Origin of the sequence: Agriterribacter sp., assembly GCF_035445465.1 — a bacterium.
Lineage (GTDB): Bacteria > Bacteroidota > Bacteroidia > Chitinophagales > Chitinophagaceae > Agriterribacter.
This window is the reverse complement of the sequence record NZ_DAOMQT010000012.1, coordinates 93,067-119,542: the sequence shown is the minus strand read 5'-3', so window position 1 is coordinate 119,542 and position 26,476 is coordinate 93,067. Positions and strand designations below refer to the sequence as shown.

The 26,476-nt window shown below is 41.2% G+C and carries 27 protein-coding genes; 17 read left to right on the top strand and 10 right to left on the bottom strand.

All coding sequences use genetic code 11. The annotated features are described in order from the left end of the window. Positions 1-205: 205 nt before the first annotated feature. The gene (locus PLE34_RS08845; RefSeq protein ID WP_324555986.1) at positions 206-511 is read right to left on the bottom strand and encodes a hypothetical protein; all 306 of its coding nucleotides are present in this window, start codon (positions 509-511) and stop codon (positions 206-208) included. A gap of 982 nt (positions 512-1,493) precedes the next feature. On the opposite strand from PLE34_RS08845, the gene PLE34_RS08840 reads away from it, so the two are divergent. Continuing rightward, positions 1,494-3,926, top strand: coding sequence for a T9SS type B sorting domain-containing protein (locus PLE34_RS08840; RefSeq protein WP_324555984.1), 2,433 nt, complete (start codon positions 1,494-1,496; stop codon positions 3,924-3,926). Positions 3,927-4,245: 319 nt separating this feature from the next. Here PLE34_RS08840 and PLE34_RS08835 read toward each other — a convergent pair whose 3' ends face one another. Together PLE34_RS08835 and PLE34_RS08830 are read right to left on the bottom strand one after the other, a co-directional pair. Next, complete coding sequence (locus tag PLE34_RS08835; RefSeq protein WP_324555983.1) at positions 4,246-4,620, bottom strand: hypothetical protein; 375 nt, start codon at positions 4,618-4,620, stop codon at positions 4,246-4,248. 36 nt (positions 4,621-4,656) lie between these two features. Next, the gene (locus tag PLE34_RS08830) at positions 4,657-5,010 is read right to left on the bottom strand and encodes a hypothetical protein (RefSeq protein ID WP_324555981.1); all 354 of its coding nucleotides are present in this window, start codon (positions 5,008-5,010) and stop codon (positions 4,657-4,659) included. Positions 5,011-5,663: 653 nt separating this feature from the next. Between PLE34_RS08830 and PLE34_RS08825 the strand changes: the two genes are divergently transcribed. The 3 genes from PLE34_RS08825 to PLE34_RS08815 all read left to right on the top strand — a co-directional run bounded on the left by PLE34_RS08825 (position 5,664) and on the right by PLE34_RS08815 (position 8,415). Further along, on the top strand, positions 5,664-6,305 hold the full coding sequence (locus tag PLE34_RS08825) for a hypothetical protein (protein ID WP_324555979.1): 642 nt from the start codon (positions 5,664-5,666) through the stop codon (positions 6,303-6,305). Between the two features lie 152 nt (positions 6,306-6,457). After that, positions 6,458-7,159 carry a hypothetical protein gene (locus tag PLE34_RS08820; RefSeq protein WP_324555978.1) on the top strand — a complete coding sequence of 234 codons (702 nt, stop codon included), beginning with the start codon at positions 6,458-6,460 and terminating at the stop codon, positions 7,157-7,159. A gap of 404 nt (positions 7,160-7,563) precedes the next feature. Beyond that, the gene (locus tag PLE34_RS08815) at positions 7,564-8,415 is read left to right on the top strand and encodes an N-acyl homoserine lactonase family protein (protein WP_324555976.1); all 852 of its coding nucleotides are present in this window, start codon (positions 7,564-7,566) and stop codon (positions 8,413-8,415) included. A 5-nt stretch (positions 8,416-8,420) separates the two neighbouring features. Here PLE34_RS08815 and PLE34_RS08810 read toward each other — a convergent pair whose 3' ends face one another. After that, positions 8,421-9,128 (bottom strand): SGNH/GDSL hydrolase family protein, encoded by a 708-nt coding sequence (locus tag PLE34_RS08810; protein ID WP_324555974.1) that lies wholly within the window; start codon positions 9,126-9,128, stop codon positions 8,421-8,423. A 332-nt stretch (positions 9,129-9,460) separates the two neighbouring features. On the opposite strand from PLE34_RS08810, the gene PLE34_RS08805 reads away from it, so the two are divergent. From PLE34_RS08805 to PLE34_RS08785, 5 genes are all read left to right on the top strand, one after another. Further along, positions 9,461-9,697: a UPF0175 family protein gene (locus PLE34_RS08805; protein ID WP_324555971.1), complete on the top strand. Its 237-nt coding sequence runs from the start codon at positions 9,461-9,463 to the stop codon at positions 9,695-9,697. Beyond that, complete coding sequence (locus PLE34_RS08800; RefSeq protein WP_324555969.1) at positions 9,675-10,130, top strand: PIN domain-containing protein; 456 nt, start codon at positions 9,675-9,677, stop codon at positions 10,128-10,130. Before PLE34_RS08805 ends, PLE34_RS08800 begins: the two co-directional genes overlap by 23 nt. 388 nt (positions 10,131-10,518) lie before the next feature. Beyond that, positions 10,519-10,764, top strand: coding sequence for a hypothetical protein (locus PLE34_RS08795; protein ID WP_324555967.1), 246 nt, complete (start codon positions 10,519-10,521; stop codon positions 10,762-10,764). Between the two features lie 20 nt (positions 10,765-10,784). Continuing rightward, positions 10,785-11,222, top strand: a complete 438-nt coding sequence (locus tag PLE34_RS08790) for a hypothetical protein (RefSeq protein WP_324555965.1) — start codon at positions 10,785-10,787, stop codon at positions 11,220-11,222. A gap of 73 nt (positions 11,223-11,295) precedes the next feature. Continuing rightward, complete coding sequence (locus PLE34_RS08785; protein ID WP_324555963.1) at positions 11,296-12,021, top strand: hypothetical protein; 726 nt, start codon at positions 11,296-11,298, stop codon at positions 12,019-12,021. 444 nt (positions 12,022-12,465) lie between these two features. Here the strand turns inward: PLE34_RS08785 and PLE34_RS08780 are convergent, their stop codons facing one another. Further along, positions 12,466-13,302, bottom strand: coding sequence for a hypothetical protein (locus tag PLE34_RS08780; protein ID WP_324555961.1), 837 nt, complete (start codon positions 13,300-13,302; stop codon positions 12,466-12,468). 313 nt (positions 13,303-13,615) lie between these two features. Between PLE34_RS08780 and PLE34_RS08775 the strand changes: the two genes are divergently transcribed. After that, positions 13,616-14,068, top strand: a complete 453-nt coding sequence (locus PLE34_RS08775; protein WP_324555959.1) for a DUF2269 family protein — start codon at positions 13,616-13,618, stop codon at positions 14,066-14,068. Positions 14,069-14,145: 77 nt separating this feature from the next. Here PLE34_RS08775 and PLE34_RS08770 read toward each other — a convergent pair whose 3' ends face one another. Together PLE34_RS08770 and PLE34_RS08765 are read right to left on the bottom strand one after the other, a co-directional pair. After that, positions 14,146-14,454, bottom strand: a complete 309-nt coding sequence (locus PLE34_RS08770; RefSeq protein ID WP_324555957.1) for a type II toxin-antitoxin system RelE/ParE family toxin — start codon at positions 14,452-14,454, stop codon at positions 14,146-14,148. Next, positions 14,436-14,678, bottom strand: a complete 243-nt coding sequence (locus PLE34_RS08765) for a hypothetical protein (protein WP_324555955.1) — start codon at positions 14,676-14,678, stop codon at positions 14,436-14,438. The genes PLE34_RS08770 and PLE34_RS08765 overlap by 19 nt, the downstream gene beginning before the upstream one ends. 619 nt (positions 14,679-15,297) lie before the next feature. On the opposite strand from PLE34_RS08765, the gene purL reads away from it, so the two are divergent. Both purL and PLE34_RS08755 read left to right on the top strand, forming a co-directional pair. Then, positions 15,298-17,520, top strand: coding sequence for a phosphoribosylformylglycinamidine synthase subunit PurL (purL, locus tag PLE34_RS08760; protein WP_324555953.1), 2,223 nt, complete (start codon positions 15,298-15,300; stop codon positions 17,518-17,520). Further along, on the top strand, positions 17,501-18,310 hold the full coding sequence (locus PLE34_RS08755; RefSeq protein ID WP_324555951.1) for a tetratricopeptide repeat protein: 810 nt from the start codon (positions 17,501-17,503) through the stop codon (positions 18,308-18,310). Before purL ends, PLE34_RS08755 begins: the two co-directional genes overlap by 20 nt. 599 nt (positions 18,311-18,909) lie before the next feature. On the opposite strand, the gene tgt is transcribed toward PLE34_RS08755, so the two are convergent. Next, positions 18,910-20,049: a tRNA guanosine(34) transglycosylase Tgt gene (tgt, locus tag PLE34_RS08750; protein ID WP_324555948.1), complete on the bottom strand. Its 1,140-nt coding sequence runs from the start codon at positions 20,047-20,049 to the stop codon at positions 18,910-18,912. A 74-nt stretch (positions 20,050-20,123) separates the two neighbouring features. Between tgt and PLE34_RS08745 the strand changes: the two genes are divergently transcribed. The 4 genes from PLE34_RS08745 (at position 20,124) to PLE34_RS08730 (ending at position 24,534) form a co-directional block, all read left to right on the top strand. After that, positions 20,124-21,248 carry a glycosyltransferase gene (locus tag PLE34_RS08745; RefSeq protein ID WP_324555947.1) on the top strand — a complete coding sequence of 375 codons (1,125 nt, stop codon included), beginning with the start codon at positions 20,124-20,126 and terminating at the stop codon, positions 21,246-21,248. Next, complete coding sequence (rsmG, locus tag PLE34_RS08740; RefSeq protein ID WP_324555945.1) at positions 21,218-21,886, top strand: 16S rRNA (guanine(527)-N(7))-methyltransferase RsmG; 669 nt, start codon at positions 21,218-21,220, stop codon at positions 21,884-21,886. The genes PLE34_RS08745 and rsmG overlap by 31 nt, the downstream gene beginning before the upstream one ends. Positions 21,887-21,932: 46 nt before the next feature. Next, a complete protein-coding gene (locus PLE34_RS08735) occupies positions 21,933-23,840 on the top strand; it encodes a sensor histidine kinase (protein WP_324555943.1) in 1,908 nt (635 codons plus the stop codon). A 64-nt stretch (positions 23,841-23,904) separates the two neighbouring features. After that, on the top strand, positions 23,905-24,534 hold the full coding sequence (locus PLE34_RS08730; protein WP_324555941.1) for a response regulator: 630 nt from the start codon (positions 23,905-23,907) through the stop codon (positions 24,532-24,534). 85 nt (positions 24,535-24,619) lie between these two features. Here PLE34_RS08730 and PLE34_RS08725 read toward each other — a convergent pair whose 3' ends face one another. Then, entirely contained in the window at positions 24,620-25,402 is a 783-nt protein-coding gene (locus PLE34_RS08725) for a class I SAM-dependent methyltransferase (protein WP_324555940.1), read from the bottom strand. Between the two features lie 305 nt (positions 25,403-25,707). Here PLE34_RS08725 and PLE34_RS08720 point away from each other — a divergent pair, with 305 nt between their 5' ends. Beyond that, a complete protein-coding gene (locus PLE34_RS08720; RefSeq protein ID WP_324555938.1) occupies positions 25,708-26,133 on the top strand; it encodes a thiol-disulfide oxidoreductase DCC family protein in 426 nt (141 codons plus the stop codon). Here the strand turns inward: PLE34_RS08720 and PLE34_RS08715 are convergent. Beyond that, positions 26,125-26,436, bottom strand: a complete 312-nt coding sequence (locus PLE34_RS08715) for a hypothetical protein (protein WP_324555936.1) — start codon at positions 26,434-26,436, stop codon at positions 26,125-26,127. The two genes, PLE34_RS08720 and PLE34_RS08715, sit on opposite strands and share 9 nt — an antisense overlap. Positions 26,437-26,476 lie beyond the last annotated feature (40 nt).

Below are 26,476 nucleotides of genomic sequence, written 5' to 3'. Positions count from 1 at the left end.
TACTCATCGGCTGTTTTTTTGTGTGGTAACTTAAAAATACCGAAAAAGGAGGCTTCCCGCCTCCTTTAAATTTATCAATCAAGTATTTTTACCGGACACTAATGCCTGAAAATCAGGGCTTTGTGCCCTTGTGTCTTAGTGGCATATCTTCTATACCGGCCTTTTGAGACAGCCTCTTGAACGGAGATAAATATACCAGGTTCTTTTAGAAATTAAATGCGGCATTTAAGCCAAACATAGAAGGTTTGAATTCCTTAAGTCCTTTCATGTATGAAAAACGTACTTCAATATTTTTTTGATGGGAGCCTACGGCAAAACGAATGCCCGCGTTAGCAGCAGGGCCAAATCCTTTTGCATAATACTTTTTTGTGCCAATATCATTACCGAGCGCGTCTGTCATAAGTAACTCGTCTATCCCTGTTGAGTGATAGCCAAAGCCGCCACCTATAAAATAACCAAATCTTTGCTCATTTTGTTTAGAAGAACCTGCACCTCCATTAAAATTTACCATTAAAGGAATCTGAATCAGGCCTAACAATGTGTTTTCTTCATAAGAGTCTCCTCTGCTTGAATAACTGGCATTGTATGTCCCGGTCAATCCAACTGTAAGTGGAACGCCGGCTGAAACGGAGAAGAATTCAGTTTCAACGAAGGCTACCTGGGGATAATAATGAAGCGTGGCAAATACTTTTGCTTTTACATAGGGAGACGGAGGATCGGAAACTAAAAAAACCTATGCCGGCGCCATGCAGGAAGCTTTGCGAAGACGCACTGTGTACAGAGATAATAAGCGCTATAAAGAAAATGGCTTTTTTCATAAAAGGGGGTTTAGGTTAAATGCAATATTAAGTTACAATTGTATTATTTTAAATAATTTGATAGAAAATTTTGCTTGGTTTATGCCCGGGCTTCTGTTTCACCTGTCCGGATAACCTATAACCAGATTGTTTTGTGATAGAATTTTAAGTAGCGCCAGTGGTCGGCCAATGCACATTGCTTTTGCCACGACCAGCGCAGGTGAGAGATGTTACTCAATGTTCCCGCCTTGTGCAAATGCTCAACTTTTGTTATTGGAAATATTATAGCGAAGAGTGAATAATGGTTCGTAAGACACAACCCACGACGGGTAAAATTACTCTAAACTTATTTCTATTCCATCCGGTACTTATCTGTTAAAGCATATCGGGAAGTGGTGTTTAGCAGTCAGATTCAGTATATTAAACAAGTGCAGCACGGAACTGGGCAATAAATGAACATTACTATCGCTGTAGCCCGTACGAATGAAGTGTAGGTCAACAATCCTCTGTTCGCTGTTTATTTGCGGAAAATAGCCTGTGGTCAACTCAGCAAAAAACTAAAGCTCTACATCTTGAGTCGTTATATTTTGGATCTTTTATACAATATATTTGTGTCTATAATTGTTGTAAGGCGAATAACCCTTGGTATCCCCTATGCCCAAATTATTTATATCAGCCATCTTATGTTTATCAGTGATGACAGCATCTTCCCAATTGCCTCTGCTAAACTGGGTTAAAGCTTTTGAAGCATACAATGCGGGCAATAGCAATGCCAGGACAGTAGGAATAGATGAACAGGGAAATGTTTATTCAGCGGGTTGGTTTGAGAATTCAGTTGATTTTGATCCGGGATCTGGGGTTTATATGATGACAGGGGGAAGCCAGTTTCAATCCGGTGTGTATATTTCCAAATTAGATGCGAATGGAAATTTTGTTTGGGCTAAGCAGATTCCGGCGCTCCTTGAGTTTAGCCAGGTAGAGCTTAAAGTTGACAGAACAGGCAATGTTTATCTTGCTTCAGATTCGAGAGGCGCTGCTGATATGGATCCGGGGCCGGGGGTGCATATGATGACGCCGACAGGTTTCAGAGATGTTTTTGTTGTAAAATTGAATACGGACGGCAATTTTGTATGGGCAAAACAGTTTGGGGGACCAGGAGATACCGGACCCCAGTCGTATATGATAGAACTTGACCCGGATAATAATGTAATTGTTGGTGGTGCATTCAACAACACGGTTGATTTTGATCCGGGCCCCGGTACATTGAACCTAACTTCCAGCGCTCATTTCCAGGCTTTTATTGTTAAACTGAGTAATGATGGAGAACTTATCTGGGCAAAGCAATTCGGCAATGGTCCCGAAGTGTATAGCGGCTGCAATATCACAGATATAAAATGCGATGCTCAGGGAAATATTGTTATTGTCGGTTCTTTTGCCAGGACCTGTGATTTTGATCCGGGCCCGGGAGTATATAATGTAACAAGCGTAGCGGGAAACAGTAGTAATGGATTCATTTGTAAACTGGATGCCAGCAGTAATTTTGTTTGGGTAAAAACGTTGCAAGAAAAGAGGGGAGATAACAACTACTTCATTACTCCCACGGGTATAGATATTGATGGTATGAATAATATCCTTACCACTGGTTTTTTTATTGGCGACTTTGATTTCGATCCTGGTGCCGGAGAGCAAAACTTTTTCAGTAACCCTCATGACTGCTATATTTTAAAGCTGGATCAACAGGGTAATTTTGTATGGGCTAAAATAATTGGGAATAGCGAGTCTGATATGGGGAGCGATGTAGCTGTAGACGCTGCTAATAATGTATATATTATTGGTTCTTTTGGCACCTCGGTTGATTTTGATCCAGGCCCGGGCGTGCATTTTATTAATAGCCCACACTACGGACTATCTGCCCTAATAAAATTATCATCTGGTGGGGAATTTGTTTATGCAGCACCTTTTCAAAGCATCAGTTACGGCACCAGTTTATTCAGGCGAATGATAATGGATGCCGACCATCATATTTATGTTACCGGAACGGCGTACGGAGTAAATGATTTCGATCCCGGACCTGGTGTTTTTTCATTTACTGGTGGTCCTTTTGTTTTAAAACTCGGGCCCTGTTTGAATGCGACCAGCTCTACGTTGAATATCAGTACCTGCAACAGTTATACATTAAACAACCAAACCTTCGATTCAACGGGAACCTATCTGCAAACTATTTTAAACGTTTCGGGATGTGATTCCCTGATTACACTTAACCTTACCATTAATAAAAAGTTAACGGAACAAACAAAAACGATTTGCGATGGGGAGTTCTTTTTTGCGGGGGGTGCCAATCAAATCATAAGCGGAATTTATTATGATACTTTACGAACTGTACTGGGTTGCGACTCGGTTATAGCAACCCATCTGACAGTGAATCCCAAGCCTTCTCTAAACCTGGGAACCGATAAGAACTTATGCAGGAATACCCAATTAACACTTACACCAGGAGCTTATACAAGTTATCTTTGGCAGGATAGTAGCAATGCTGCTACGCTTACAATCAACAGTACGGGTTTATATTGGGTAAGGGTTACCAATATCTTCAGTTGCGAAGCTACCGATACAATTATGGTGTTGGACATCATAGAGCCACCAACCGGCTTTTTGAGGAAAACGGATAGTGTATGTAGTTATAAGAGCCTGGAGCTGGCACCTTCCGGTTCTTATACAAGCTATCAATGGTCTACCGGTCAGGCAACTAAAAATATACAGGTGCAAACCCCCGGCACTTATTGGCTGACAGTAACCGATGCTAACCGGTGTATTGGAGTTGACACAACTATTGTTTTCGCTAAGCAGTGTATGTTTGGTGTATATGTGCCCACCGCATTTACACCTGACAATAATGGTAAAAATGATAAGTTCAAACCAATAGTTTATGGGAAGACGGTGCATTATCACCTGTTGGTTTATAATCGCTGGGGCAGTCTTGTATTTCAAACTACTGACCCGGAAAAAGGATGGGATGGCACAATAGGCGGAGTATCCCAAAACACTGGTCTGTTTGTATGGGTCTGTTCTTACCAACTCGAAGGAGCGGAGCCGGGAACAGAAAAAGGGACTGTGCTGCTTATCCGGTAGTCATTGCTTTTATTTTCGTGGCTGGCACGGGTTAGGTAGCATTGCTTTTCGAATAGCCGGAAGAATATGCGATGTACGAAGTTTGGGAGGCATCGCACAGCAGGCGGTAAAGAAATGGTCAGGGCAGATGCCTCCTTTGTCGGTATGACAGGCAGCGGTGTAATGCCCGGCATTGGTACTGCAGTTCATCATAGTTACTTCTGCTTGTCATTCCAACGCAGCTTGCCTACGGCAGGCAGGGAGGAATCTATGAGATTTTGCCGGATGCATTTATTTATTATTATGAAGCACAAGCGAGACGCCTTACGCCTGTATTGGGTTAATATCTGTTTATCCACCAAACCTGCAGGTATCCATCAAAAATACTGGGAATGCCTGTATTAATACGCTCATGAAATAAGTTTAACCGATCCTGGTCAGACATATTTAAAAAGATTTCCTTTATAGTTAAATGTTCGTTTTCCGGGTTTTTGCCATTAAGCCATTCGTTAATTTTCAATGTTTCTTCATATTGCTGCACTGCATCCTGGTATGGTTTATATGATTTTCTGAATAACTTTGACCAACTCGGATTTTCCTGATGAAATTTTGCTGCTTCTTCCGAATTGGCAATAGTATCGGCTTGTTGCTTTAGCATTTCTATCGCTTCACTAATGGTAGTGTTACCGCTAATTTCAAGTTTCGACTGGTCCATTGTTTTTGAGTTTGGCGCTATATTAAATGTCTGCCATTAGTTGTCAACTTGGATTTTATAAGTCTTTCCATCTTCGCCTTCAATAACACAAAAGCCGTCTTTATCAAGTTCTTCAGGTGTTATGTGGTCATTATCAAGCCAGCCGCCATTTGGAAAGCTTATTTGAACTACCTCGTAATTTTCTACTTCAACATCCAATGTGTATTCCTGGCTGTAACCTGTTTCAGGGTTGTAATAGTCCACTGTTGCAGAATGCGGTCCGTCTTCAAACCTGCATTCACTATCATCTGATTCTGTTCCTTCTTTTTCAGAACGTTCATGCGATGTATCAGTACAATGAGTTAAGGTTCCTAATAAAAAGAATAGTATGAAGGCTTTTGAGAGTATCATAAAATAACGCACAAGGTTTGTTTTCCTTGTTATACGAACTTATCTTCTTTTTATTGTGCTTAATAACAAGCCTTGATAATTTCGTTTTGCATTACCAGTATGTAGCTCGGGTATAGGTTTGGTAGCATTGTTTTGCATAGCTAAACCTATATGACATCGTTACTTATCTTATTACTTTAAACAAGTAACATCAAGGCACCGGTCAGGGTTGGCATATTGGCTGTTACTACAAAGACCAGCGCCAGAAGAGTTCAATGTTAATCCCATTGAAGAAATTAAAAAATTACACGAGGAAAAAATTGCTTCGTTTGAGCGTATGCTGAAAGAAAAGGATGAAATGATGGCAAGGTTAGAAAAGTTAATGGAGAGGAAGTAGGTGAGGAAATAAAGCTGGTACTATTGTTTATCATCAGCTTACTCCTTATAGTACACAAGCGAGACGCTTTCGTCTGCGTATGCACTGGTCAGCCAATACATAGTGCTTTTAATACAAACCAGCACGAGTGAGGGAGATTTTATGGGACTTACACAGCTTGGCGAAGCAACCTATATTCGTTTATGTTCGTTGCAAAAAAATGCAAGGAATAGGATTGTGATTAATTATAATTATAAGCTATCTTTAAAATACAAATCAATAAAAATAAAGTAGACGTATGCAGAACCCTTGGAGAAAATTACGCAAAGAAGGTCCATATATCTTGGAAGAAGATATGGATGCAGTATTACGGTATAACCAAAAGGCAAAGGATAATTATAAACTTATGGATGAATTAATGCCTGTGCCGTTTGTTGGTAATGTTCTCGATAGTGAGATTATAATTCTCATGTTAAATCCTAGATATCGTTCAGAAAATAAAATAAAGGAAAATGAAAATTACAAAGAGAAATTGATAAAGGTGTTTAATCATGAACCTGTTGAGTATCCATTTTTCTTTTTGGATCCGAATGTCGTTATTGGGAAAAAATATTGGTCGTCTAAATTGAAAGGATTAAAAAAAATTTATAAAAGCGAGGAGCAGGTTTCCAAAAATGTATCAACGATCCAATTGCAGCCATATCATTCTACCCAATTCAAATTATTGAAAGATATTCCTTCACAAAAATATAATGCCTATTTAGTAAGGAAAGCAATTGAAAGGAAAGCCTTTATCATAATAGCGCGTGGGAAAAAACATTGGTTGCAGTTAGTACCGGAATTAGAGTCCTATAATTATTTTACATTGAATAGTTGGAGATCACCATCCATTAGTGAGAAAAATTGTCCTAAATTGTTTGAAGTATTAAAAGCTCAATAGCCTTTGCTAAACCTAATTTCCTTATCTGGGGCAATGTTCGGATTTGCCGGTCACTTAAGCCCTAAATATAACCTGATTGTATCAGGGAATTGAAAACAAAGGCTCATTACATCCGCCAGAGCTAAACTACTGCGGAAATAAAAAGCGGTAAAATGAAAGGTGAAATAAATGTACATAGATCTATTATCTATTCTAAGCAGTGGGACAACAAGCGTCTTGTAGAAATAGCAACTGAATTGGGGACTGAAGTGATGTTCAAGAAGGAGTATCATAGGAATGTTTTAGGTTATTTTTATGGTACAATCGTAGCAGAAACTGAAAAAGAGATTTTTTATTTCCCTATGACAACAGAGTTGACGTACGGCATTTTGCCTGATTCTGATTTAGAAAATTGTATTGGGAGGTCATTTAGTTGGCCAATATTAAAAGCAAATAGCTTGGAACCAGAAGGGTATAATTCAGGATTTTTTATTTCTGGTGATCAAGAGGAAATGATTCCATTCGAGGCACTCGAACAACCGGAAATAAAAGAATTTTCAGACGAAAAGATGAGAGACTTAAATGAAATAACCATGTCTGATGCTTTTGAAAGCAAAAAAATAAAAGAAATAAGAATCGTTGATAACCAGTTTTTATTTTCTAATCCAAGTTGGAATAACCCTTTTATGATAATAAACAATTGCTCAGTTAGATTGTCTTACAGTGTATCTTCCATGACATTGTGCCAGATTATTAGAGATTTTGATCTTTTGACTTTTTATTATTTTAAGGATATAAGTTCTTCAAATTGGTACTTCAGACTAGGTCTTCCTAGAATGCCTGAATTTTCAGTGTCTCGACCAGCCTTCCAGTAAAGTTAAATGAATAGACTGCCGATAATTGAATGTGACTACGAAAAACAAAAGAGCTTTTTAATTTATATTGTTTTTATGAAGTTATAGTCTGTATAACAATTCGGAAGGTTTCCCTGCTGGTGCAGGTTTGAGCGTTGTCTTTCGAATAGCCAGGTCTCCCCCTACGCAAGGCAAGTTGTATAGTCTTTTTACTGGGCAGTCTGTCCATTGCTTTTGCTATGTGATACCAAATCCCATAATCCCAAACCTTAATTGCTTCCCGTTTCGTAATTTCGCTGCTTCCTATACTCTTTGATATATTCATCTGTCGGCAGGGGTCTTAGCCTGCCGGAAAAACCCAATGCTTATTCCATACCGTAGCTATCTTTACCCGCGAAAACAAACTTCAAATACTTTGCTCCGTTATGAAGAAAATCATTTTTAGTGGATGTCTCGCTTTGCTCAGTACCTTCTGCGCAATGGCACAACAACAGCCTGTATACGAGGTGTATGCTTTAAAGTATGCCAGTTTGAACAGGCTTACACCGATCGCTGACTGGGTGCAGGGCGGCCCGGCCAACGACAACATCAACATTGCATTTGTGTTCTGGCTGATAAAAGGTAACAATGGTAAAAATATACTCGTGGACGCCGGTTGCTCAGCCGATCTTCCGAATGCTGTAGATTTTGGACTGACTGCAGCTATGCGCCCCGATTCTGTGCTTTTGCAGGCAGGTGTAAAAGCGGAAGCGGTAACAGATATCATTATTTCACATCCGCATTGGGATCATATCAATGGCATCAATTTATTTCCCAACGCACAGATCTGGATACAAAAAGAGGACTACAATTATTACGCAGGGCAGGCCTGGCAGAAAGACGCCAACCGCGGTGGCTTTGTTAAGCGGGATATTCTTACGCTTGTAGACCTGAATGTTTCCGGGAAAGTTACGCTGGTGAATGGCGACAACAAAGAAATTATACCCGGCATTACGGTGTACACCGGTTCAAAACATACCTACGAGTCACAATATGTGCTGGTGCAATCCGGTAAAGACAGGATCCTTATCGCATCAGACAATGTATGGGTATATGATAACCTGAAGCGCATGTTACCGCCTCCGTCTTATGGCACTTATGATGCAAAAGCCTATGTGGCAGCCATGCAAAGAATGAAAACACTCGCATCCGAAACTGACTTTATCCTGCCGGGACATGACGATCAGCTCTTTTCAAAATTTAGGCATATTACTGAGCGTGTGGTGCAGATAAAATGAATAACTCATTTCAATATCTTCTTTATTGCAGGTTCCAGTAAAACAGCCCATTTCTCATACATTTTTCCGGAGGGATGCAAACCATCGCTGGCAATAAGGGAAGGATCGTTTAAGGCTTCCCTTGAAAAGGGCGTAATATTGGTATAGCTGATGTTGTATGCATTTGAAATCCTGAGGTTAATGCTGTTGAACAGATCAATTTGTTTCCGGATAAACATCGTATCATCAATCGAACCATAGGGGGTTACGCTGTAGTCCGGGATGGATAAAACAAACACATGGTCGCGTTTGTTACCGGCCAGTTGCACCGCTTTTTGTAAAAGCCTGGTAAACCTGTCGCTATAGCCGGTAGTGTCGCGTTGTTTGTTTTGGTCATTCACTCCAATCAACAAAGTAACAATTTCAAACGGACCCTGAGGGTTTTGCTGATCAATGGCGTTTTCCAGGTCTGTTGTCGTCCATCCGGTAGTGGCAATATACACCACTTTATCAATGTACTTACCGGATGCGGTCAGTCTTGCTTTGGTTTGTTCCGGGAACCTTTCTTTTTCCGCCACAGACTGCCCAATGGTATAGGAATCGCCCAATGCAAGAAAACGGTAATGATTGTTGTCGCTGTTGTTTACCGGCGGCGTTAGGTGCCGGATATCTTTTTTGCATGCATATGCCAATGCAACCATAATAAATGCGGTATAAGAGAGCAGCTTCAACATTTTACCTGCGATATCCAAACCTACGATGAATAGCCAGCATTTGTTTTCCTGAGCCCGAAAAAGTTCGTTATGGTAAAGGAGGGCTTAGTATGGCAATGCGATGCAAGAAAAGTTACCACAAAGCACCACATCCTATCCCACAAATCCCGTAGTCTCAGCCCATACAAAGTACATTGTTTACAACAACATAGTTTGGAAACTTTTCAGATTTTTGGTAGATTTGAGAATTGGGCCGGGATATGGTGCTGAACTTTCCTGTTTGGCGGATTATCTCCAACGGTCCTGAAGTTTTGGAACTGCATGCCTTTGGCGGACAAATAAATAATATGCTAATGAAAACATTGACGCTGCAAATACCTGACAGCCTGGATGAGCGGGATGCAAAAATATTGCTGGCTGCTAAATTGTATGAAAAAGGCGCTCTGTCGCTGGGGCAGGCGGCTGAACTGGCAGGCTATTCCAAACGAACATTTATTGAATTATTAGCAGACTATGAAGTGTCTGTTTTTGACTATACAGAAGGAGAATTAGAAAAAGACCTGTCTGATGCCAAAAACTATCATATCTGATACAAGTTGTATCATCCTGCTTGATAAAATCGGTGAGCTTGACATTCTCAGGAAACTATTTGGAATAATTATTACAACCTCAGAAGTTGCAGAAGAATTCGGACAACCACTTCCTTCCTGGTTCCAAATCCAGCAGCCCAAAGACAAAAATTACCAATTGCTGATTGAATCTTTTGTAGACAAAGGAGAAGCCAGTGCAATTGCACTCGCGTTGGAATCTGGTAATAGTCTGTTAATTATAGATGATCGTAAAGGAAGAAAGTTTGCCCGGCAACTCGGCTTATCAATTATCGGTACTATAGGAATTATCGTGGATGCAAAACTGGCAGGCATTATACCCTCTGTTAAACCCATTCTGGCAAAAATTAAAACAACAAACTTCAGGATTACGGAGGAACTGGAATTACTTATTTTACATAAAGCGGGCGAATAGCGTTTCTTTCACTTAAATGCATCGGTCCCGGTTCGTGTCTCACGAACCAGAATTTCACATATTCATTTGCGGAAAAATATTTTGAGGAACACCGCAAGTCATTTATGGAAACAGGAAAGATATATTTCCGGATAGCTACCATTTTTTAATATTGGGAGACGTTGCGGCTAAGTGAATGATTTGCTGGAAGGCACAAGCGAGACGCTTGCGCTTGTTGGGGGAGTAAAACTCAGAAACGAATTTTGGTGTTTCACCAGAAATCAATAAGTTTATGTATCACATTTGATTTTGTGATACATATATTTTGAGAAGTAATAATAGCACAAGGTAAACAAATAAAAAGTGCACTTAGAAGCCCAAAACAAACTCTTTTATCAAATAATTTAGCATGAAGCTCAAAGTACGTTTGCTTTTTCTATGTATAATACCAACTTTTCTTTTATCCTGTAGAAAGGAAATGCCTATTTATGATGTGTATAATGGACTAAAAATAGGCGAAGTAGTTACCAAGAGTCAAAGAGTTTCAGTTCCGGATAGTTTAAATGCATTTTCTTTTACAGCATTAAAAAATAAAGATTCACATATCTTTTATTATAAAAATATTTTGATGGCAAAGAATATGCAGCCATTATAGACCGAAGAGGTAGAGAAGGTGTGATTTCAGACATTTATATCTATTTTACAGGAGCCTTACCAAGTTCAGAAAGTTGTTATGACAAACATAAAGATGATCTTGAAAATCCTGATCATCAAATTAGGAACTGCTTATTATATGAAAATCCTGAATATAGTGCAATAAATCCATCGTTTGAGAAATACTTAAAACAAATGTTAATAGATAAATACGGAGATTCTTTTGAATCAAAAAAGTTTTCTCCTGACAACTATACTGATGAAGATTTTTGGAATAAATATGCTAAGATAAATGAATTCACCTGGATCAAAGATTATCTTCAAATTAAACTAGTATCTGTTGTAGATAGTAGGTTTGGATTTATGAGATTAGCAATTTATTATTCTTTGACTAAAGATTATTTTACAGATTTCAAAACCAGTTTAAATGAAATAAAAAGAACTAATTCAAATTGTTGAATTGGACATTATTAAAAATAATTTAATCAATTTATATTTTTTACTTCAAAACACCTCAACAATACTTTATTATATGAAATTGATAGGTGGAGTTATTATTATTGGTTCCCTCATTTGGGAGGATCATATAGAATTAGAAAAAAAGGGAGAAAATTTCATTAGAAGAGATTGGAGAAATCAGAATCTTAAAGCTGAACGAACATTAGTCCCTGTACCTATTAGATATGGCAGAAAATCATCTACTCGAAAGGAAACATATTCGATGGTCTTTGATAACGACCACGAGTTAGGACAAGGTTTAATTCTTGAATTCCAACAACCAATTAGTTCATTTGAAGATTTAGAAAAACAAGCTATTGCACTTGCAATCGCTGAAGGCATTTACAAATCGGAAAACAGAAGAATCATAAGTACCTGGGGCGCGGTCGGATTATTAATTAATCCTCAATTAAAGAAGAACGATTTTAGCAAGTTTGAATTTATAAGTAAAAAATGGCGAGATATCTATCATACTTATAACAAAACATTCAACGCAAAAGAATATAAAAGAGCAGAAAGCTTAACACCACCAATTGATGAATATGGCCTGTTGACAATTAAATGGCAAGATGATATGAATAAATTTGATATTTTATTAGCTACACCTGTCATTCCAGATCCAAAAGATCCTCTAACTGCAAAACAAATCGCTGACAAAATGATAGAAAAAAGGTATGATACTTATTTCAAAAGCAATATTGCCCATAACATTAGGACAACTCAAGACAAGGAAATAGCAGAAAATTTACCAAACAATTAAATAGAGAAAATTCGAATATTAATAAATTAGCTTTCAATCAAAAAATATTGCCAAATTGAAAACTCTAATCAGCAACTATATAGGTTTTATGACAAGATAGCCCCCCGCCGCCCACTGCCCCGAACGTACAAGAGTGCGACGCAAAGAAGCGGTATATACCGAACGCCGGGTTCAAAAATTCCCCTTCTTCTCCACAGCTTATCCCATGAGTCGTGCCGGGGTCTTCACAAAGAGCCATTGTGAGCGGCTGTGAGACCCCTGCACTGAGAGACTTTTTATGAAATACATTTTTCCATTAGTGTGCAGGCAAACCTGTGCCGAAGATTTATTTATCTCATTGTTTTTAAACAAGTGATGCCAGGCACTGGTCTGGCTGGTGATGGTTTATTGCTAAAAGACCAGCGCGGGTAAAAGACACTTCGTACGGCACAACATGTCCTCTTTTTAGTACGGCAAATGGATTGAATCCGGCGCTATAAACTCCTGCGTATAATCATTTTTCAAAAAACTGATCGGATCATTGGGAACTGTAATAATGTCTTTTTTTGTAAAGCCCCAGGGCCTCCAATGCGCTGCCAAAACCTGTGCAAACATAGCATCATCCCATTTGCCGAACAACGGTTTGCCGGCGTCTGCCGCTACAGGTAATGTTTCAATGGTAATGCCTGCATCATTCTGCTCAATGTTGTATTTGGGTTGATAATGCAAAAGATAATTGGAATAGAAGAACCTTGCGCATAGCTCCTCAAATTGAACAGGATGCAATACGGCGTTGTTTATCTTATCAAGAATATCTTTTTGCGTTTGCTTTACCAGGCCGCTGTCCCGGAGACAGGCTATGAGTCCGAACCCATTCATGCCAAGCGAGAAGATAAGGTTGACCGGATCATCGCGGTAATTAAAAATGTCTTTTGAATATTTTAGTCTTACAACAGAAATGCTCCAGGGCTGTAACCCTTTAAATGTAACAGGCGATACCAATGACTGGAGCATCAGATGAAACAAACCCAGCCGTTCTTTTAAACGGGGTGAAAGGCTGAATGCTTTATCCTGCTTTTGCAGTCTTGCCTTTTCGAGTAGCAAATCATGGTACAATACGCCGTATACTATTTTACCCATCCATAAAAACAATGCTTGCGATGATAGTGACGTTACGCCTTCATAGCCTTTATTTACAGCTTCCTGAATTTTGAATTCCAGATCGTTAAAAGCCTTTGCTGCTTCAACGGAACATGGCAGCTTCAGCTCTCCATACAAAACAGAAGTTACCTGATCTATCATTTTAAATTTTTGATCTCTCAGCAGAAAGCGATCAAGTATCCAGGCAGGAAAAACGGTGATGTTATCATCCGGGTTTTTTAGATCGGCACCCGTGAGAAAGCAGGTGGGGGAGTGGAGCTGTAAATTTTCGAGCGGATTATAAAACCGAAATGGCATAATGGCAAAAGTATCACATTATCTCTCTTTATACCGTTGTTGATCTAAATCTGTAATAAATTTGCTAAAAAATGCTCACTGTATTACCAACCTTTCCCATCATCATTAGGATATGTTTGTAAAGCCGGGTAATATTGTAAAGCTGCAAGTTTAGATCATGACGTTTTATAGTTTTCTTTTATTGATCCATGTTTTTTCGGCCATTTTGGGTATGGGACCGGGCTTTGTTATGATTTATATTGTAACAAAGGCGAAAACAATGGCAGAATTAAAACATGCTTACCTCATCCGGAACCGGTTACACAATTTCGTGATGATTGGCGGAACACTGCTGCTGCTTTCCGGCGTAACGATGGGTGTAATTCGTCCGTATTTATTTCAGATGGGATGGTATGTTACCAGTTTGGTGCTCTTCATCATTGCACTGGCATTCGGGCCGGTTATTTTATCACCAAGATCGAAGCCCATTAAAATATTATTGAAAAGCCATCCTGACGATAAAATCCCCGAAGAATATTATTCATTGGCTGGAAAATTGTTCTTTTTTGAACGAATAGAGAATATGATTTTCTTAATTATCATTGTACTGATGGTGTTGAAGCCATTTTAACTTATTCCCCGCCTAACGCAGCGTCCTGCTTGCACACATGGCATGGAGTAGAGACTCTGCGGAGAATTGAAGTCTGCCTAATTTTGTAAAATCTCTAAAAGCCTTTTAGGGTCTTGCCGATTGTCCCAGAATGCAGAGATAATTATTTGAATGTCTGTAACTTTATAATAAATACTGAAATTTTTTAACGAGGCAATCCTCGTATCTGCAAAATCTGATGGCTTGCAGATGTAGGGATTATTTGCAATTTGTTCGGTTCTTTCCGAAACTAAACGAACGAGCTTCTTAGAATAAGCATTTGATTTGTTTCGTTTGACCCAATACTCCAAAATCCCCGCGAATTGAATATCGGCTGTTTTTGTCCAAACTACATTTCGTTTAGCCATTCGAGATTTCTTTTGTTCATTGCTTCTTGCGAAATCAGCCTTCCGTTTTTGATGTCATCTTCGCTCATTTCCAGCATCAGCTTTTGTTCAGGTGTTGTTTCCACTATGTCTGCCCCCGAATTACTTGAAACAATTAATTGGTCAAGAGCCTGCAAAAATTCTTTGTTTTGGATAGCAAGAATTTTGTCTATCAAACCCCTGCGTATATCATAAACCGTTGCCATTTTTTACTTTTTTGATACTGTAAATTTAAGAAATTTTATTTAAGGATATGGAGTTATAAAAGTTACATGCAGTTAGTGTAAACTTGAAAAAAAATAGGCGATGAATTTCCCCAGCAACGTTCTTTGCTTGCACACAAGGCTTTGCACCAGGAGATATTGCGGAGAACCAAAGTTGTATTAAACTATAGTGTTCGTATTGGCTTGGTTATGGCAAAAACCGCAAACGTCATTTCGAACCCGCCGGCAGGCTGTTTTGGATTAAATGTATATTATGGCGGGTAAGAAATCCGTTGAGCAATAGCGCAGATGTTGAGCATTAGTACAAAGGCCCGGCAGATTTCTCCCTCGCATAAGAGCGATTAATCTTCTTGGAAGAAATCTAAATGCTCATATTCATTATTAAGTTAAGTATCTCAAACGTTTTCTCCCATGCCCAATAGCGCCCCGAACGTACAAGTGAGTGACACAACCGCTGCTCCATAGTAGCACCCAGCTCGCCCCCCAAAAACCTCCTCTTCTCCACATTTATCCCGGTAATACCAACATCCCGCAATCCCGGTCATAAATCCGCTGCCATTTCGTAATTTCGTGGCTTCCTTTACTTTGATACATACTTTACATGGAAATAACAGTTGAAACAGCCGAAAAATTAGGACTTCGCCCGGAAGAATTTGAGATGATCAAAAAGATACTGGGGCGCACTCCCAACTTCACCGAATTAAGCGCTTACTCCGTGATGTGGAGCGAGCACTGCAGCTATAAAAATTCAATTAAATGGCTGAAAACCCTGCCACGCGAGGGCGCTAAGCTGCTGGTAAAAGCCGGCGAGGAAAATGCCGGTTTGGCAGATATCGGCGATGGCTGGGGCGTGGTGTTTAAAATTGAAAGTCATAACCACCCGTCGGCTATTGAACCTTTCCAGGGCGCGGCTACCGGCGTTGGGGGTATCCACCGCGACATTTTTACCATGGGCGCAAGGCCTATCGCGGCGCTCAATTCACTCCGCTTTGGCAATATTGAGGAAGAAAAAACGCAGCACTTATTAAATGGCGTAGTGCACGGCATTGGCCATTATGGCAATTGTTTTGGTGTGCCTACCGTGGGCGGCGAAATATATTTTGAAGATTGCTATCATACCAACCCGCTGGTAAACGCGATGAGTGTGGGCGTGGTAAGGGCCGGACAAACCGTAAGCGCCACAGCCGAAGGAGAAGGCAATCCTGTATTTATTGTAGGTTCGGCAACGGGGAAAGACGGCATGGGCGGAGCAGCTTTCGCTTCGGCCGATATTACAGAAAGCAGCGTGGAAGACCTCCCCGCCGTGCAGGTGGGTGATCCTTTCCAGGAAAAAAAACTGTTAGAAGCCTGCCTGGAGCTTATTCCAACCGGCGCCTTAGTGGGTATGCAGGATATGGGCGCGGCGGGCATCATTTGTTCTACCGCCGAAACCAGCGCCAAAGGCGGCGTGGGTATGCGCATTAACCTGGATAATGTGCCTACGCGTCAGCATGGCATGAAAGCCTGGGAACTGCTGCTGAGCGAAAGCCAGGAGCGGATGCTGCTGATCGTTACAAAAGGAAGAGAAGAAGAGGTGCTGTCGATTTTTGATAAATGGGATCTGCCCTGTTCGCAGATCGGAGAAGTAACTACCGATGGTATGCTCCGTTTTTATATGCATGACCACCTGGAAGCTGAACTGCCTGCCGAAAGCCTGGTGCTGGGCGGCGGCGCCCCGGTATATGAAAGGGAGTACCGCGAGCCGGCTTATTTTAGCAAGGTAAAAGCTTTTGATGCTGCTGCCATACCGGTTCCTGCCGATTTGAAAGCCGTGGCGGAAAAAATAATCACCATTCCCAATATCGCTTCCAAGCGCTGGATATATACACAGTACGACAGCATGGTGGGCACGGGCAATACCTCTACCAACGCGCCCAGCGATGCGCCGGTAGTGAAAGTAAAAGGAACCACCAAAGGCCTGGCGGTTACAACAGACTGCAACAGCCGCTATGTTTTTGCCGATCCGTTTGTGGGTTGTATGATAGCGGTAAGCGAAGCGGCACGAAATATTGTATGCAGCGGCGGTACCCCCTTAGGCGTTACCAACTGCCTTAACTTCGGTAATCCTTACGATCCCGAAGTGTATTACCAGTTTGTATATGCTGTTAAAGGTATGAGCGAAGCCTGCAAAAAATTTGATACGCCGGTAACCGGCGGTAACGTAAGCTTTTACAATCAAAGCCCGGAAGGCGCAGTATATCCCACGCCCACCATTGGCATGGTGGGATTGCTGGATGACATCGGCGATAAAATGACGCTCGACTTTAAGCAACCCGGTGATTTGATTTACTTAGTAGGACAAAGCCGCAACGACATCAATTCTTCCGAATATATACATAAGCTGCATGGCGTGGAATATTCACCTGCACCACATTTCGATTTGGAAGAAGAATATCGCTTACAACAGGCCGTTAGCGGCTTAATAAAAGACAGCTTAATCCTGTCGGCACACGACATCAGTGAAGGCGGACTTTTTGTAACGCTTTGCGAAAGCGGGTTTAACCGCGAACTGGGCTATGATGTTCAAACCAATAACGGGTTCAGACCAGACGCTTTCTGGTTTGGAGAAGCGCAAAACAGGGTAGTGGTTTCCGTTAGTATAGCGCAGGTCCCTTCGCTGGAAGCAAAACTAAAAGCCACTGGTATTCCATTTGAAAAACTGGGTGTAGTTACGCAAAGTGATATCGTGATAGATGGGAAGAGCTGGGGTGAAATATCATTATGGAAGGAAAAATACGATACAGCTATTGAAAAGTATATGCAATATGAAGACCAGGCGGTTTAATATACCTGTTGTAGTGCTGATAGCTGTATGCTCTGCATGCAATACTTCTCCTGGAAATAACAATAGTGCTAAGGAGGAAACCCCATCGGTAACCATAGCGAAACTGCAGCAGGCAGTAAGTGTAAAGCCCGACTCTGCCGGGCTCCGGTATCTTTTAATGGATGAGCTGTTGAAAGACAACCGGTTTAAAGAAGCGCTTACGCAAAATGATACCCTGCTGGGTATTGACAGTTCAAATGCCGGGCTGTGGTACAGGCGGGGAGCCATTTTTTTGCAAGGCGGGGATACGGTTAACGCCATTGCTGCATTGGAAAAGTCTGTGGAAAGAGCGCCTATGTTCGCGGAGCCTTTATTGCAATTGTCGGCAATATATGCCAACCAGCTTAAGCCGGAAGCGCTTACCATTGCCAACAGGATCATTAGCCTGGCGGAAGAGCCCCGTGTGGCTTCGCAGGCAAGGTTCATTAAAGGACTCTATTATTCTAATATCAATGACAAGGTAAAAGCCCTTGAAGCATTTGATGAATGCATTAAAAATGATTACACTTTTTTAGAGGCTTATATTGAGAAGGGCCTGCTGCTGTACGACCAGCAGCGCTATGCCGAAGCATTACAGGTATTTGAGCGCGCCATACAGGTGAGCAATACTTTTGCAGAAGCCTATTACCAGTGTGGCAGGTGCCAGGAAGCGCTGGGCAATAAAGCCGAAGCAACACTGTACTATCAAAAAACACTGGGGCTGGATAAGGATTTTGCAGCCGCAAAAGAGGCGTTGGAAAGAATGGAGTAAAATTCAAATGCAAAATTCGAAGCAGGAATCTCGAAATTCGGAGTAAAAGCATCAAGAAACCAAATCACAAAGAACCAAATAAAATTCAAATCACAAATTTCAAATTCCTTTGCGTCTTTGCATGCGTTGCGCACTTGGCGTGAAATGTTCCGAAGCGGGAAATCCGAAGCCGGAATTTCGAAATTCGGAGTAAAAGCATCAAGAAACCAAATCACAAGACCCAAATAAAATTCAAATCACAAATTTCAAATTCCTTTGCGTCTTTGCATGTATTGCCCACTTGGCGTGAAATGTTCCGAAGCGGGAAATCCGAAGCCGGAATTTCGAAATTCGGAGTAAAAGCATCAAGAAACCAAATCACAAGAACCCAATAAAATACAGATGGTTCGTGCCTCAGCATGATAGGAAAAAGTCAAATCCGAAGACAGAAATCCGAAATCCGAAGACAAATGCAACCATAAACTATAAATGATAAACTGTAAACTGCAAAATCTGAAATCCAAAATTCGAAGGCGGCTTTCGGCTTAATCATGCTAACGATGAGCCGATAATTCTTTATCTCACTTCTCACCACTTACTATTCACCTTTCATTCCTCCCTCACCTCCTCACCTTAAACTGCTCAATACTGCTTTTCATCCAGCTTGTAAAATCGCCTGCTTCAATGTGCCTGCGGGCCTCCGTAACTACATGAAGATAAAAAGCGAGATTGTGTATGCTGGCAATGGTAAGTCCGAGTATTTCCTTCGATTTTATAAGATGCCGCAGGTAGGCCTTGCTATAATAATTACTGGTTTCGCAGGCAATACCGTCATCAATTGGGGAATAATCCTTCTCCCATTTTTTATTATCAATATTAATGATGCCTTTTGATGTAAACAGCATGGCATTGCGTCCGTTGCGGGTAGGCATAACACAATCGAACATGTCTACCCCCAGGGCAATGCATTCCAGTATATTCCACGGAGTGCCCACGCCCATCAGGTAACGGGGTTTGTCGGCAGGCAGGTTAGCGCAGCATAAGCCGCATAAATCGTACATCATATTTTCGGGCTCCCCAACACTTAAACCGCCAATAGCGTTACCCGCCGCATTTTTGGAGCTGATGTAACTGCACGATGCTTTTCTAAGATCAGTATAGGTTCCGCCCTGCACAATCGGGAAGAGATTTTGGGAATATCCATATTTCCCCGTTGTTTTTTCTACCTGCTGAAAGCATCTGTTCAGCCACCGATGGGTAAGCTCCATAGATTGCTGTGCATAAGCATATTCGCTGGGGTAAGGCGGACATTCATCAAAAGCCATCATAATATCGGCGCCAATGCTCCGCTGTATATCCATTACCTTTTCGGGTGTAAATAAATGCTTACTACCATCAATATGACTTTGAAACATTACACCTTCTTCATTTATTTTGCGTGTGCCTGCCAGTGAAAAAACCTGGTACCCGCCACTGTCAGTTAAAAGTGGTTGCTGCCAGTTCATAAACCGGTGCAATCCCCCTGCTTCTTCCAGCACTTCTATGCCCGGCCGCAGGTACAAATGATAGGTATTACCCAGGATGATCTTTGCCTTTACTTCCGTATTCAACTGGCTTTGGGTAAGCGCCTTTACGCTTCCCCCGGTGCCCACGGGCATAAACATGGGCGTGGGTATGCTGCCATGGCCGGTAATGATATTACCTGTTCTTGCCGCCGATAACGCATCCTTCTGCTGTAATTCAAATTTTAATGCAGCCATAATTTTTTCAACATATTTTCACATTACAATAAATCCGCAATAACAAATCCTTCTATATTCTTACCTTCGCCGCCATGATGGAAAGACCTGATTGGCCTATTATCGTTTTTGGAGCATTTTGCTGCATTACTTTCATCCAGATCATTTATTATCTTTATTTTTTCAGAAGGCTGGCTTTCCGCCGCAGCGATTCCTCCATATCATATCATCAGCCACCTGTTTCCGTTATCGTTTGCGCCCGCGACGAAGCCGCAAATTTAGCTAAAAATCTTCCCGGTTTGCTGGTGCAGGAATTTGCCGGCATACATGAGCTCCTTTTAGTTAACGATAACTCGTTAGATGAGTCTAAATACCTGCTGGAGGCTTTACAGAAAGATTTCCCCCAGTTGCATATTATTGAGCTGAAACAGGAGGCCCAGTTTATTCCCGGTAAAAAGTTCCCGCTATCCATAGGTATTAAAACGGCAAAGCATGATGTGGTGCTGCTCACCGATGCCGACTGCGTTCCTGCAAGTGAGTTCTGGATGCATAAAATGATCTCCCCGTTTGAGCAGGAAACCGAAATTGTATTAGGCTACGGCGCCTATTATAAACGGAAGGGGCTCCTCAATAAGATCATCCGGTTTGAAACTTTCCATACAGGCGTGCAGTATCTTTCCTACGCACTGGCAGGACTACCCTATATGGGAACCGGAAGGAATCTTGCCTATAAAAAAGATGTATTTTTTCGCAATAAAGGCTTTTCAGCGCATAACCATTTACCCGGTGGCGATGATGATTTGTTCATCAATGCTACAGCCAATGGCCGGAATACAAAAGTGGTGACAGACAAAGCAGCCTTTACGCTTTCGGAGCCTAAAAGATCATGGAAAGACTGGCGGAAACAAAAGCAAAGACATTTTACTACTGCCCGGCTATATAAAGCCAAACACCGGTTCCTGCTTGGCTTATACGCACTCACACATTTTTTATTTTACCCGGCATTTGTAGCCGCTCTCATCCTTTTTCGCTGGGAACTGGCTGCAGGTGTATTTTTACTGCGCTTTATCATACAGGGCATCATTTGGTATAATGCCATGGAAAAATTAGATGAAAAGGATCTCTGGAAGTGGTTCTGGGCCTTTGATATCTTTATGTTTTTTTATTACCTCATTTTTACACCTGCGTTATGGAAGAAGCCACGGGTAAACTGGAAGTGATCACCCGGTATTTCACCAACTTATCTAACAGGCAAATAAACCAGTTCTCCGCGCTTGGCCCGGTATATACAGCATGGAATGAGAAGATCAATGTTATTTCCCGCAGGGATATTGATTCGCTTTACGAAAAGCATGTATTGCATTCGCTTGCCATTGCAGCCGTTTTTAAATTTGCCGGAGGCATTGAAGTAATTGATATTGGAACGGGAGGAGGCTTCCCGGGTATACCTCTTGCTATATTTTTTCCAGACGTCCGTTTTCACTTGGTAGATTCCATTGGCAAAAAAATAAAAGTAGTGAACGGGGTGGCAGATGCATTACAATTAAAAAACGTATCTACACAGCATATACGTGCGGAAGAGATCAGGAACAGGCAATTTGATTTTGCGGTGAGCCGTGCTGTTGCCCCGTTAAAAAGCCTCTGGCAATGGAGCGAACCGCTGTTAAATAATAAAAGGAAAATGGAAGCCTTTAAAAACGGGCTGATCTGTATGAAAGGCGGTGATCTTACACAGGAAATACAGGAAAGTAAGCTTAACCCTGCAATGTGGGAAATATCCGCCTTGTTCAAAGAACCATTTTTTGCGGAGAAATACCTGCTTTATATTCCGGCCTGCAGTGTACCGAATGTGAAATAAATCATTTAAATTACAACACAGCTAATTTATTATTAAATTAATCCGCTTGTTGCTAAAAAGGTTTGCTATAACCGTTGCCTCCCTTTTGTGCTGGAGCTTTATCATAGCACAAACTGCTGATTTTATTGATATAGGAAAGATCACGGAATATGATACGGTGTTAAAGCGGCTGTCTTATTTTACTGATTACAGCAAAAAATTAACCATTGAGGACGTTGCGCAGGCAACGTTTCATTACCCGGGTGAAAAGTTCCCTTTTGATAAAACAAGGCTTGATGCCCGTTACTTTATAAAATTATCGGTTACCAACAGCAGCTTACAGGATACATTCTGGCTATACCCCGGCAGATCGCAGCGGTATATCATGTATGCGTATGACAGCAGCACCGCCACAATGCAGGCGCTGAACAATCAGTTTCATTCGTTTTCATATACGGTGTTCAATAGTGTTCCCTATGCTTTTTTTATTGTAAAGAAAGGAACATATAGAAATTTTTATATTGAAGCGGATATCGGTTTTTACAACTGGCATCTCTTTGATCCGGTAATATTGCTGCCGCAGGAACAAACAGCTTTTACTTTTGATCATTTCCTCCGCCCCAACAGGCTATATACTTTTATTACCATAGCGCTGCTCGGTATTATGTTCAGCATGCTGGTGTACACCTTCACCATTTTTTTGCAAACCCTTAAAAATGAATACCTGTATTATGCGCTGGCGATGCTCGTTTTTATAGTTTACTTTTTGCTCCGGTTGCTCAACCTGTTTATGTTCAGTGAGCTGTATTATTTCTTTTATGATCTGAGATACCAGATGCTGCAACTCATGGGTAACATTTTTGTGATTGCTTTCATATCGTCTTTCTTTACATTAAAGAAAACTTTTCCTGATCTCTATAAACACTTTAATATCCTTATATTCATTCAGCTCATCTTTTTAGCCATCAATCTGCCCCTTACCTATACTAACCGGTATAACCATATCGGAAATATTGCCTTTGATATCGTAAGAGTGATCGCGCTGCTCTATTCAGCCGGCCTTATTGCATTATTGGTAATCCGCAAAAGAAACAAAGAGGTAAGGTACCTGGGGATAGGTTCATTTGTTGCTATCCTGCTGTCTGGTATAGCCCTCTACACCGACAATTGGGGCGAATATGAACATTACTTCTTCGGCCATGCGGGCATTGCTGTTTTAATTTTCACACTGGGCATATTGTTCCAAATGATTTTCTTTATGCAACTGCTGTCTTACAGGGAAAGAATGCAGCAGGCGCAGCATATCAGGGCGGTAGAAAAGCTACAGCTCGAGAACGACAGGAAAGAGCTTGAAAAATACAAGGCGGTCATTGATGCCAGGGATAAAGAAAGAAACCGCATATCGCAGGAAATTCATGATGATATAGGATCAGGACTTACTTCCATACGCTTGCTGAGTGAAATTGCCAAAACCAAAAACGCACACAAGGATACGGCCAGGGAGCTCGAAAAGATTTCGGGAACAGCCAATGTATTGATTGATAAAATGAATGAGATTATATGGACATTAAATTCAAGGAACGATACACTCCCCAACCTCATTGCCTACCTGCGCCATCTGGTGGTGGAGTACTTTGAACCGCTGCCCACCCAATTGCACATCGTAACGCCTGAAAATATCAGTGAAATACCGGTGAGCGGAAAAATACGCCGCAATATCCTGCTTTCCGTAAAAGAAGCATTACACAATATTGTTAAGCATTCACAGGCAACAGAAGTGAATATCCATTTTACCACCGGAGCGTATTTTTCCATTTCCATATCAGACAACGGTATAGGTTTCGACCCTTCACTTACCCAAAGTTATAATAACGGGCTCCAAAACATAAAAGAGCGGCTTTCAATCATAGGCGGCTCCTGCAGCATTTCAAACAATGGCGGAACTTCTATCATATTAAAGATACCTTTGGTATAGTACCCGCTTAAGGGTACAGCTATTTCAGGAATTAAACTTTAGTTTTGCAGATCACTTATGTTACATGGATATGATCTCTGTTTGCATTGTAGAAGATAATAATGATATACGCCAGGCATTGGAGCAAATCATTATGATGGCTGAGGGATACCAGTTCAGGGGATCTTTTATCAGCGCAGAGAGCGCTATTGCCGGTATTCCCAAGCTGAAACCCAACGTAGTGTTGATGGACATCAATTTAGGCGGCATGAGCGGCATTGATTGCGTAAGGGAGTTAAAGCCGAAACACCCCGATATATTATTCATGATGTGCACCGTGTATGAAGAGGATGAAAAGATTTTCGAGGCTCTGGCCGCCGGCGCCAACGGGTATATCCTGAAAAAAACCGCTCCCGGTAAGCTGCTCGAATCTATACGGGAGCTGGCAGAAGGCGGAGCGCCAATGAGCAGCCAGATCGCCAGAAAAGTGGTAATGGCTTTCCAGGAAAAAAATGCGGCTTCCGGTCTTTTGGATAATTTATCCAACCGGGAGCATGAAATCCTTGAGCTGCTTGCCAAAGGAATGCTGTATAAGGAAATTTCAACAAGGCTGGGCATTGCACAGGAAACCGTGCGCAAACATGTATATCATATTTATGAAAAACTGCATGTCAACAATCGCGTTGAAGCAGTAAACAAATATTTTGGACGGTAAATGCCGATCAGGTTCATACCCGTGTTAAATTGAAGAAACCGTTCCGGCAAACCGGAATGGTTTTTTTTCTGGTAAAAAACCTCCGTTACGCTTTTTCTGCAATGAAGAAAAGATCAAAGCAATCATCATCAGCCGCACGGATAGTATAGTCTTCGTAAGTAATCCCTGTAACGAGTTCCTTATTGCTGTTCAGCAGCTTCTTCCTGTTCAGCCGGTTCAGGATGTCGTATGGTATTTGAAGCAGCCTGCGGGGCAGCCGGTATTGCAAATTCAAAACATCAAAACGGGTTATTCTTTCCACGGCAGCCTTATTCCTGGCATAATAATCCATGATGGCTTCGTTTCCAAACACACCCAGCGGCTGCACTTTTTGAAAACTGGTGAGCAATAGTTGCTCCAGTTCCTGCACGGTATATTCCCTTACATGCCAGGGATTACGGGTAAGCGACATTTTTTTATTGGGCGTGGTAACGATCAGTTTTCCGCCGCTTTTTAGCACCCGGCTTATTTCCTGCAAAAAAATGTTATCTTTTTGTATATGTTCAATTACCTGGAAAGTGATCACAAAATCGAAGCTGCCGGAAGGAATACCATGCAAAGGGGGTACATTCATTTGTATGAATGTTACATTGCTTTTGCCGGCAGGCGCTTCATCCGAAACATCGGCCTGGTATTTATCAATAGTAACAAATTCATCTGTATGCGGGGCTATAATGTTAACGCCATAGCCGCTTCCGGTACCAATTTCCAGCACCTTACCCGAAATAAGCTTTGCCGCTTCTATATAAGCAAGCAGGGAGCGCTGGAATACATAGTTATCCGAATGGTCTTTTTGTGATACCCTTTCCGCAGTTTGTAAAATTTTCATATTGCAGTATACGATGCTTTATTTTATGAACCCATGCGTCAGAATCCTTACCCTGATAATTTGACATGCGAAGATAAGCCGCCTGACTGGTGCATAGATACACATTGTTTTTTTATTCTTTCTATGGTGTGCCTGTGTTTATACTGTGCCTATGTATTGAAGATAACAAACACAGGAAACACATGGCACATCCAAAACGCAGGTTAATCTAAACTGTCGTCTGAAAAAACAAAATAATGAACAGCGAAAAACCATAATGTAATCTCTTCATAGTGAAAATACCCGGTTGCAAATACCCCCTGGCAATGCGTTATCTTTGCACCGTGAACAATACAACCAATCCTGTTATACTTTTCGACGGTGTATGCAATCTTTGCAACAGCAGTGTACAGTTTATAATAAGGAAAGATAAAAAAAACCATTTTAATTTCACTTCGCTCCAGGGTCAAACCGGGCAGTTCCTGTTACAAAAATTTAACCTGCCCCCCGCTCACTATGATTCTTTTGTATTGGCAGAAGGAGATCAGGTATACTCACAAAGTACTGCTGCATTGCGGGTTTTAAAAAAGTTGGGCCTACCATGGAGCCTTGCATACGGGTGCATAATTATACCACGTTTTATAAGAGATGCGGTGTACAGGCTGATAGCAAAAAACAGGTACAAATGGTTTGGCAAAAAAGAATGCTGTATGATACCATCTGCCGAGCTAAGCGCAAAGTTTTTAGACTGATTCTTTCCTTACTTTGTCTAATATTTTCTGATACCTTTTTTCATTCCCTGCCCTAACGATCAGGGTTGTAACAAATCCAAGAATAAATCCAATAACCACAATCAGAGCTATTTTATTATTATCCTGGGCTATGGGTATAATACTTATACCGCCCATAAACATCAGTACAAAAAAGGAAATAAAGATAATAGCCAATCCCCAACTGAAAGTGTAAAGGAGATAATAACCCATTTTTGATCCCTTTCTTTGTTCCCTCCATAGTTCCGTGAAACGGATATCTTCCTTTGTTATGGGCTTGCTCACAATGAAACCAATTTATGATTTGAAATTTGAAATTTGAAAC

Coding starts and splice junctions, on each gene's coding strand:
- PLE34_RS08845 (WP_324555986.1), bottom strand. CDS start 511: ATGGTAAATTTTAATGGAGGTGCAGGTTCTTCTAAACAAAATGAGCAA.
- PLE34_RS08840 (WP_324555984.1), top strand. CDS start 1,494: ATGACAGCATCTTCCCAATTGCCTCTGCTAAACTGGGTTAAAGCTTTT.
- PLE34_RS08835 (WP_324555983.1), bottom strand. CDS start 4,620: ATGGACCAGTCGAAACTTGAAATTAGCGGTAACACTACCATTAGTGAA.
- PLE34_RS08830 (WP_324555981.1), bottom strand. CDS start 5,010: ATGATACTCTCAAAAGCCTTCATACTATTCTTTTTATTAGGAACCTTA.
- PLE34_RS08825 (WP_324555979.1), top strand. CDS start 5,664: ATGCAGAACCCTTGGAGAAAATTACGCAAAGAAGGTCCATATATCTTG.
- PLE34_RS08820 (WP_324555978.1), top strand. CDS start 6,458: ATGAAAGGTGAAATAAATGTACATAGATCTATTATCTATTCTAAGCAG.
- PLE34_RS08815 (WP_324555976.1), top strand. CDS start 7,564: ATGAAGAAAATCATTTTTAGTGGATGTCTCGCTTTGCTCAGTACCTTC.
- PLE34_RS08810 (WP_324555974.1), bottom strand. CDS start 9,128: ATGTTGAAGCTGCTCTCTTATACCGCATTTATTATGGTTGCATTGGCA.
- PLE34_RS08805 (WP_324555971.1), top strand. CDS start 9,461: ATGAAAACATTGACGCTGCAAATACCTGACAGCCTGGATGAGCGGGAT.
- PLE34_RS08800 (WP_324555969.1), top strand. CDS start 9,675: ATGCCAAAAACTATCATATCTGATACAAGTTGTATCATCCTGCTTGAT.
- PLE34_RS08795 (WP_324555967.1), top strand. CDS start 10,519: ATGAAGCTCAAAGTACGTTTGCTTTTTCTATGTATAATACCAACTTTT.
- PLE34_RS08785 (WP_324555963.1), top strand. CDS start 11,296: ATGAAATTGATAGGTGGAGTTATTATTATTGGTTCCCTCATTTGGGAG.
- PLE34_RS08780 (WP_324555961.1), bottom strand. CDS start 13,302: ATGATAGATCAGGTAACTTCTGTTTTGTATGGAGAGCTGAAGCTGCCA.
- PLE34_RS08775 (WP_324555959.1), top strand. CDS start 13,616: ATGACGTTTTATAGTTTTCTTTTATTGATCCATGTTTTTTCGGCCATT.
- PLE34_RS08770 (WP_324555957.1), bottom strand. CDS start 14,454: ATGGCTAAACGAAATGTAGTTTGGACAAAAACAGCCGATATTCAATTC.
- PLE34_RS08765 (WP_324555955.1), bottom strand. CDS start 14,678: ATGGCAACGGTTTATGATATACGCAGGGGTTTGATAGACAAAATTCTT.
- purL (WP_324555953.1), top strand. CDS start 15,298: ATGGAAATAACAGTTGAAACAGCCGAAAAATTAGGACTTCGCCCGGAA.
- PLE34_RS08755 (WP_324555951.1), top strand. CDS start 17,501: ATGAAGACCAGGCGGTTTAATATACCTGTTGTAGTGCTGATAGCTGTA.
- tgt (WP_324555948.1), bottom strand. CDS start 20,049: ATGGCTGCATTAAAATTTGAATTACAGCAGAAGGATGCGTTATCGGCG.
- PLE34_RS08745 (WP_324555947.1), top strand. CDS start 20,124: ATGATGGAAAGACCTGATTGGCCTATTATCGTTTTTGGAGCATTTTGC.
- rsmG (WP_324555945.1), top strand. CDS start 21,218: ATGGAAGAAGCCACGGGTAAACTGGAAGTGATCACCCGGTATTTCACC.
- PLE34_RS08730 (WP_324555941.1), top strand. CDS start 23,905: ATGGATATGATCTCTGTTTGCATTGTAGAAGATAATAATGATATACGC.
- PLE34_RS08725 (WP_324555940.1), bottom strand. CDS start 25,402: ATGAAAATTTTACAAACTGCGGAAAGGGTATCACAAAAAGACCATTCG.
- PLE34_RS08720 (WP_324555938.1), top strand. CDS start 25,708: ATGCGTTATCTTTGCACCGTGAACAATACAACCAATCCTGTTATACTT.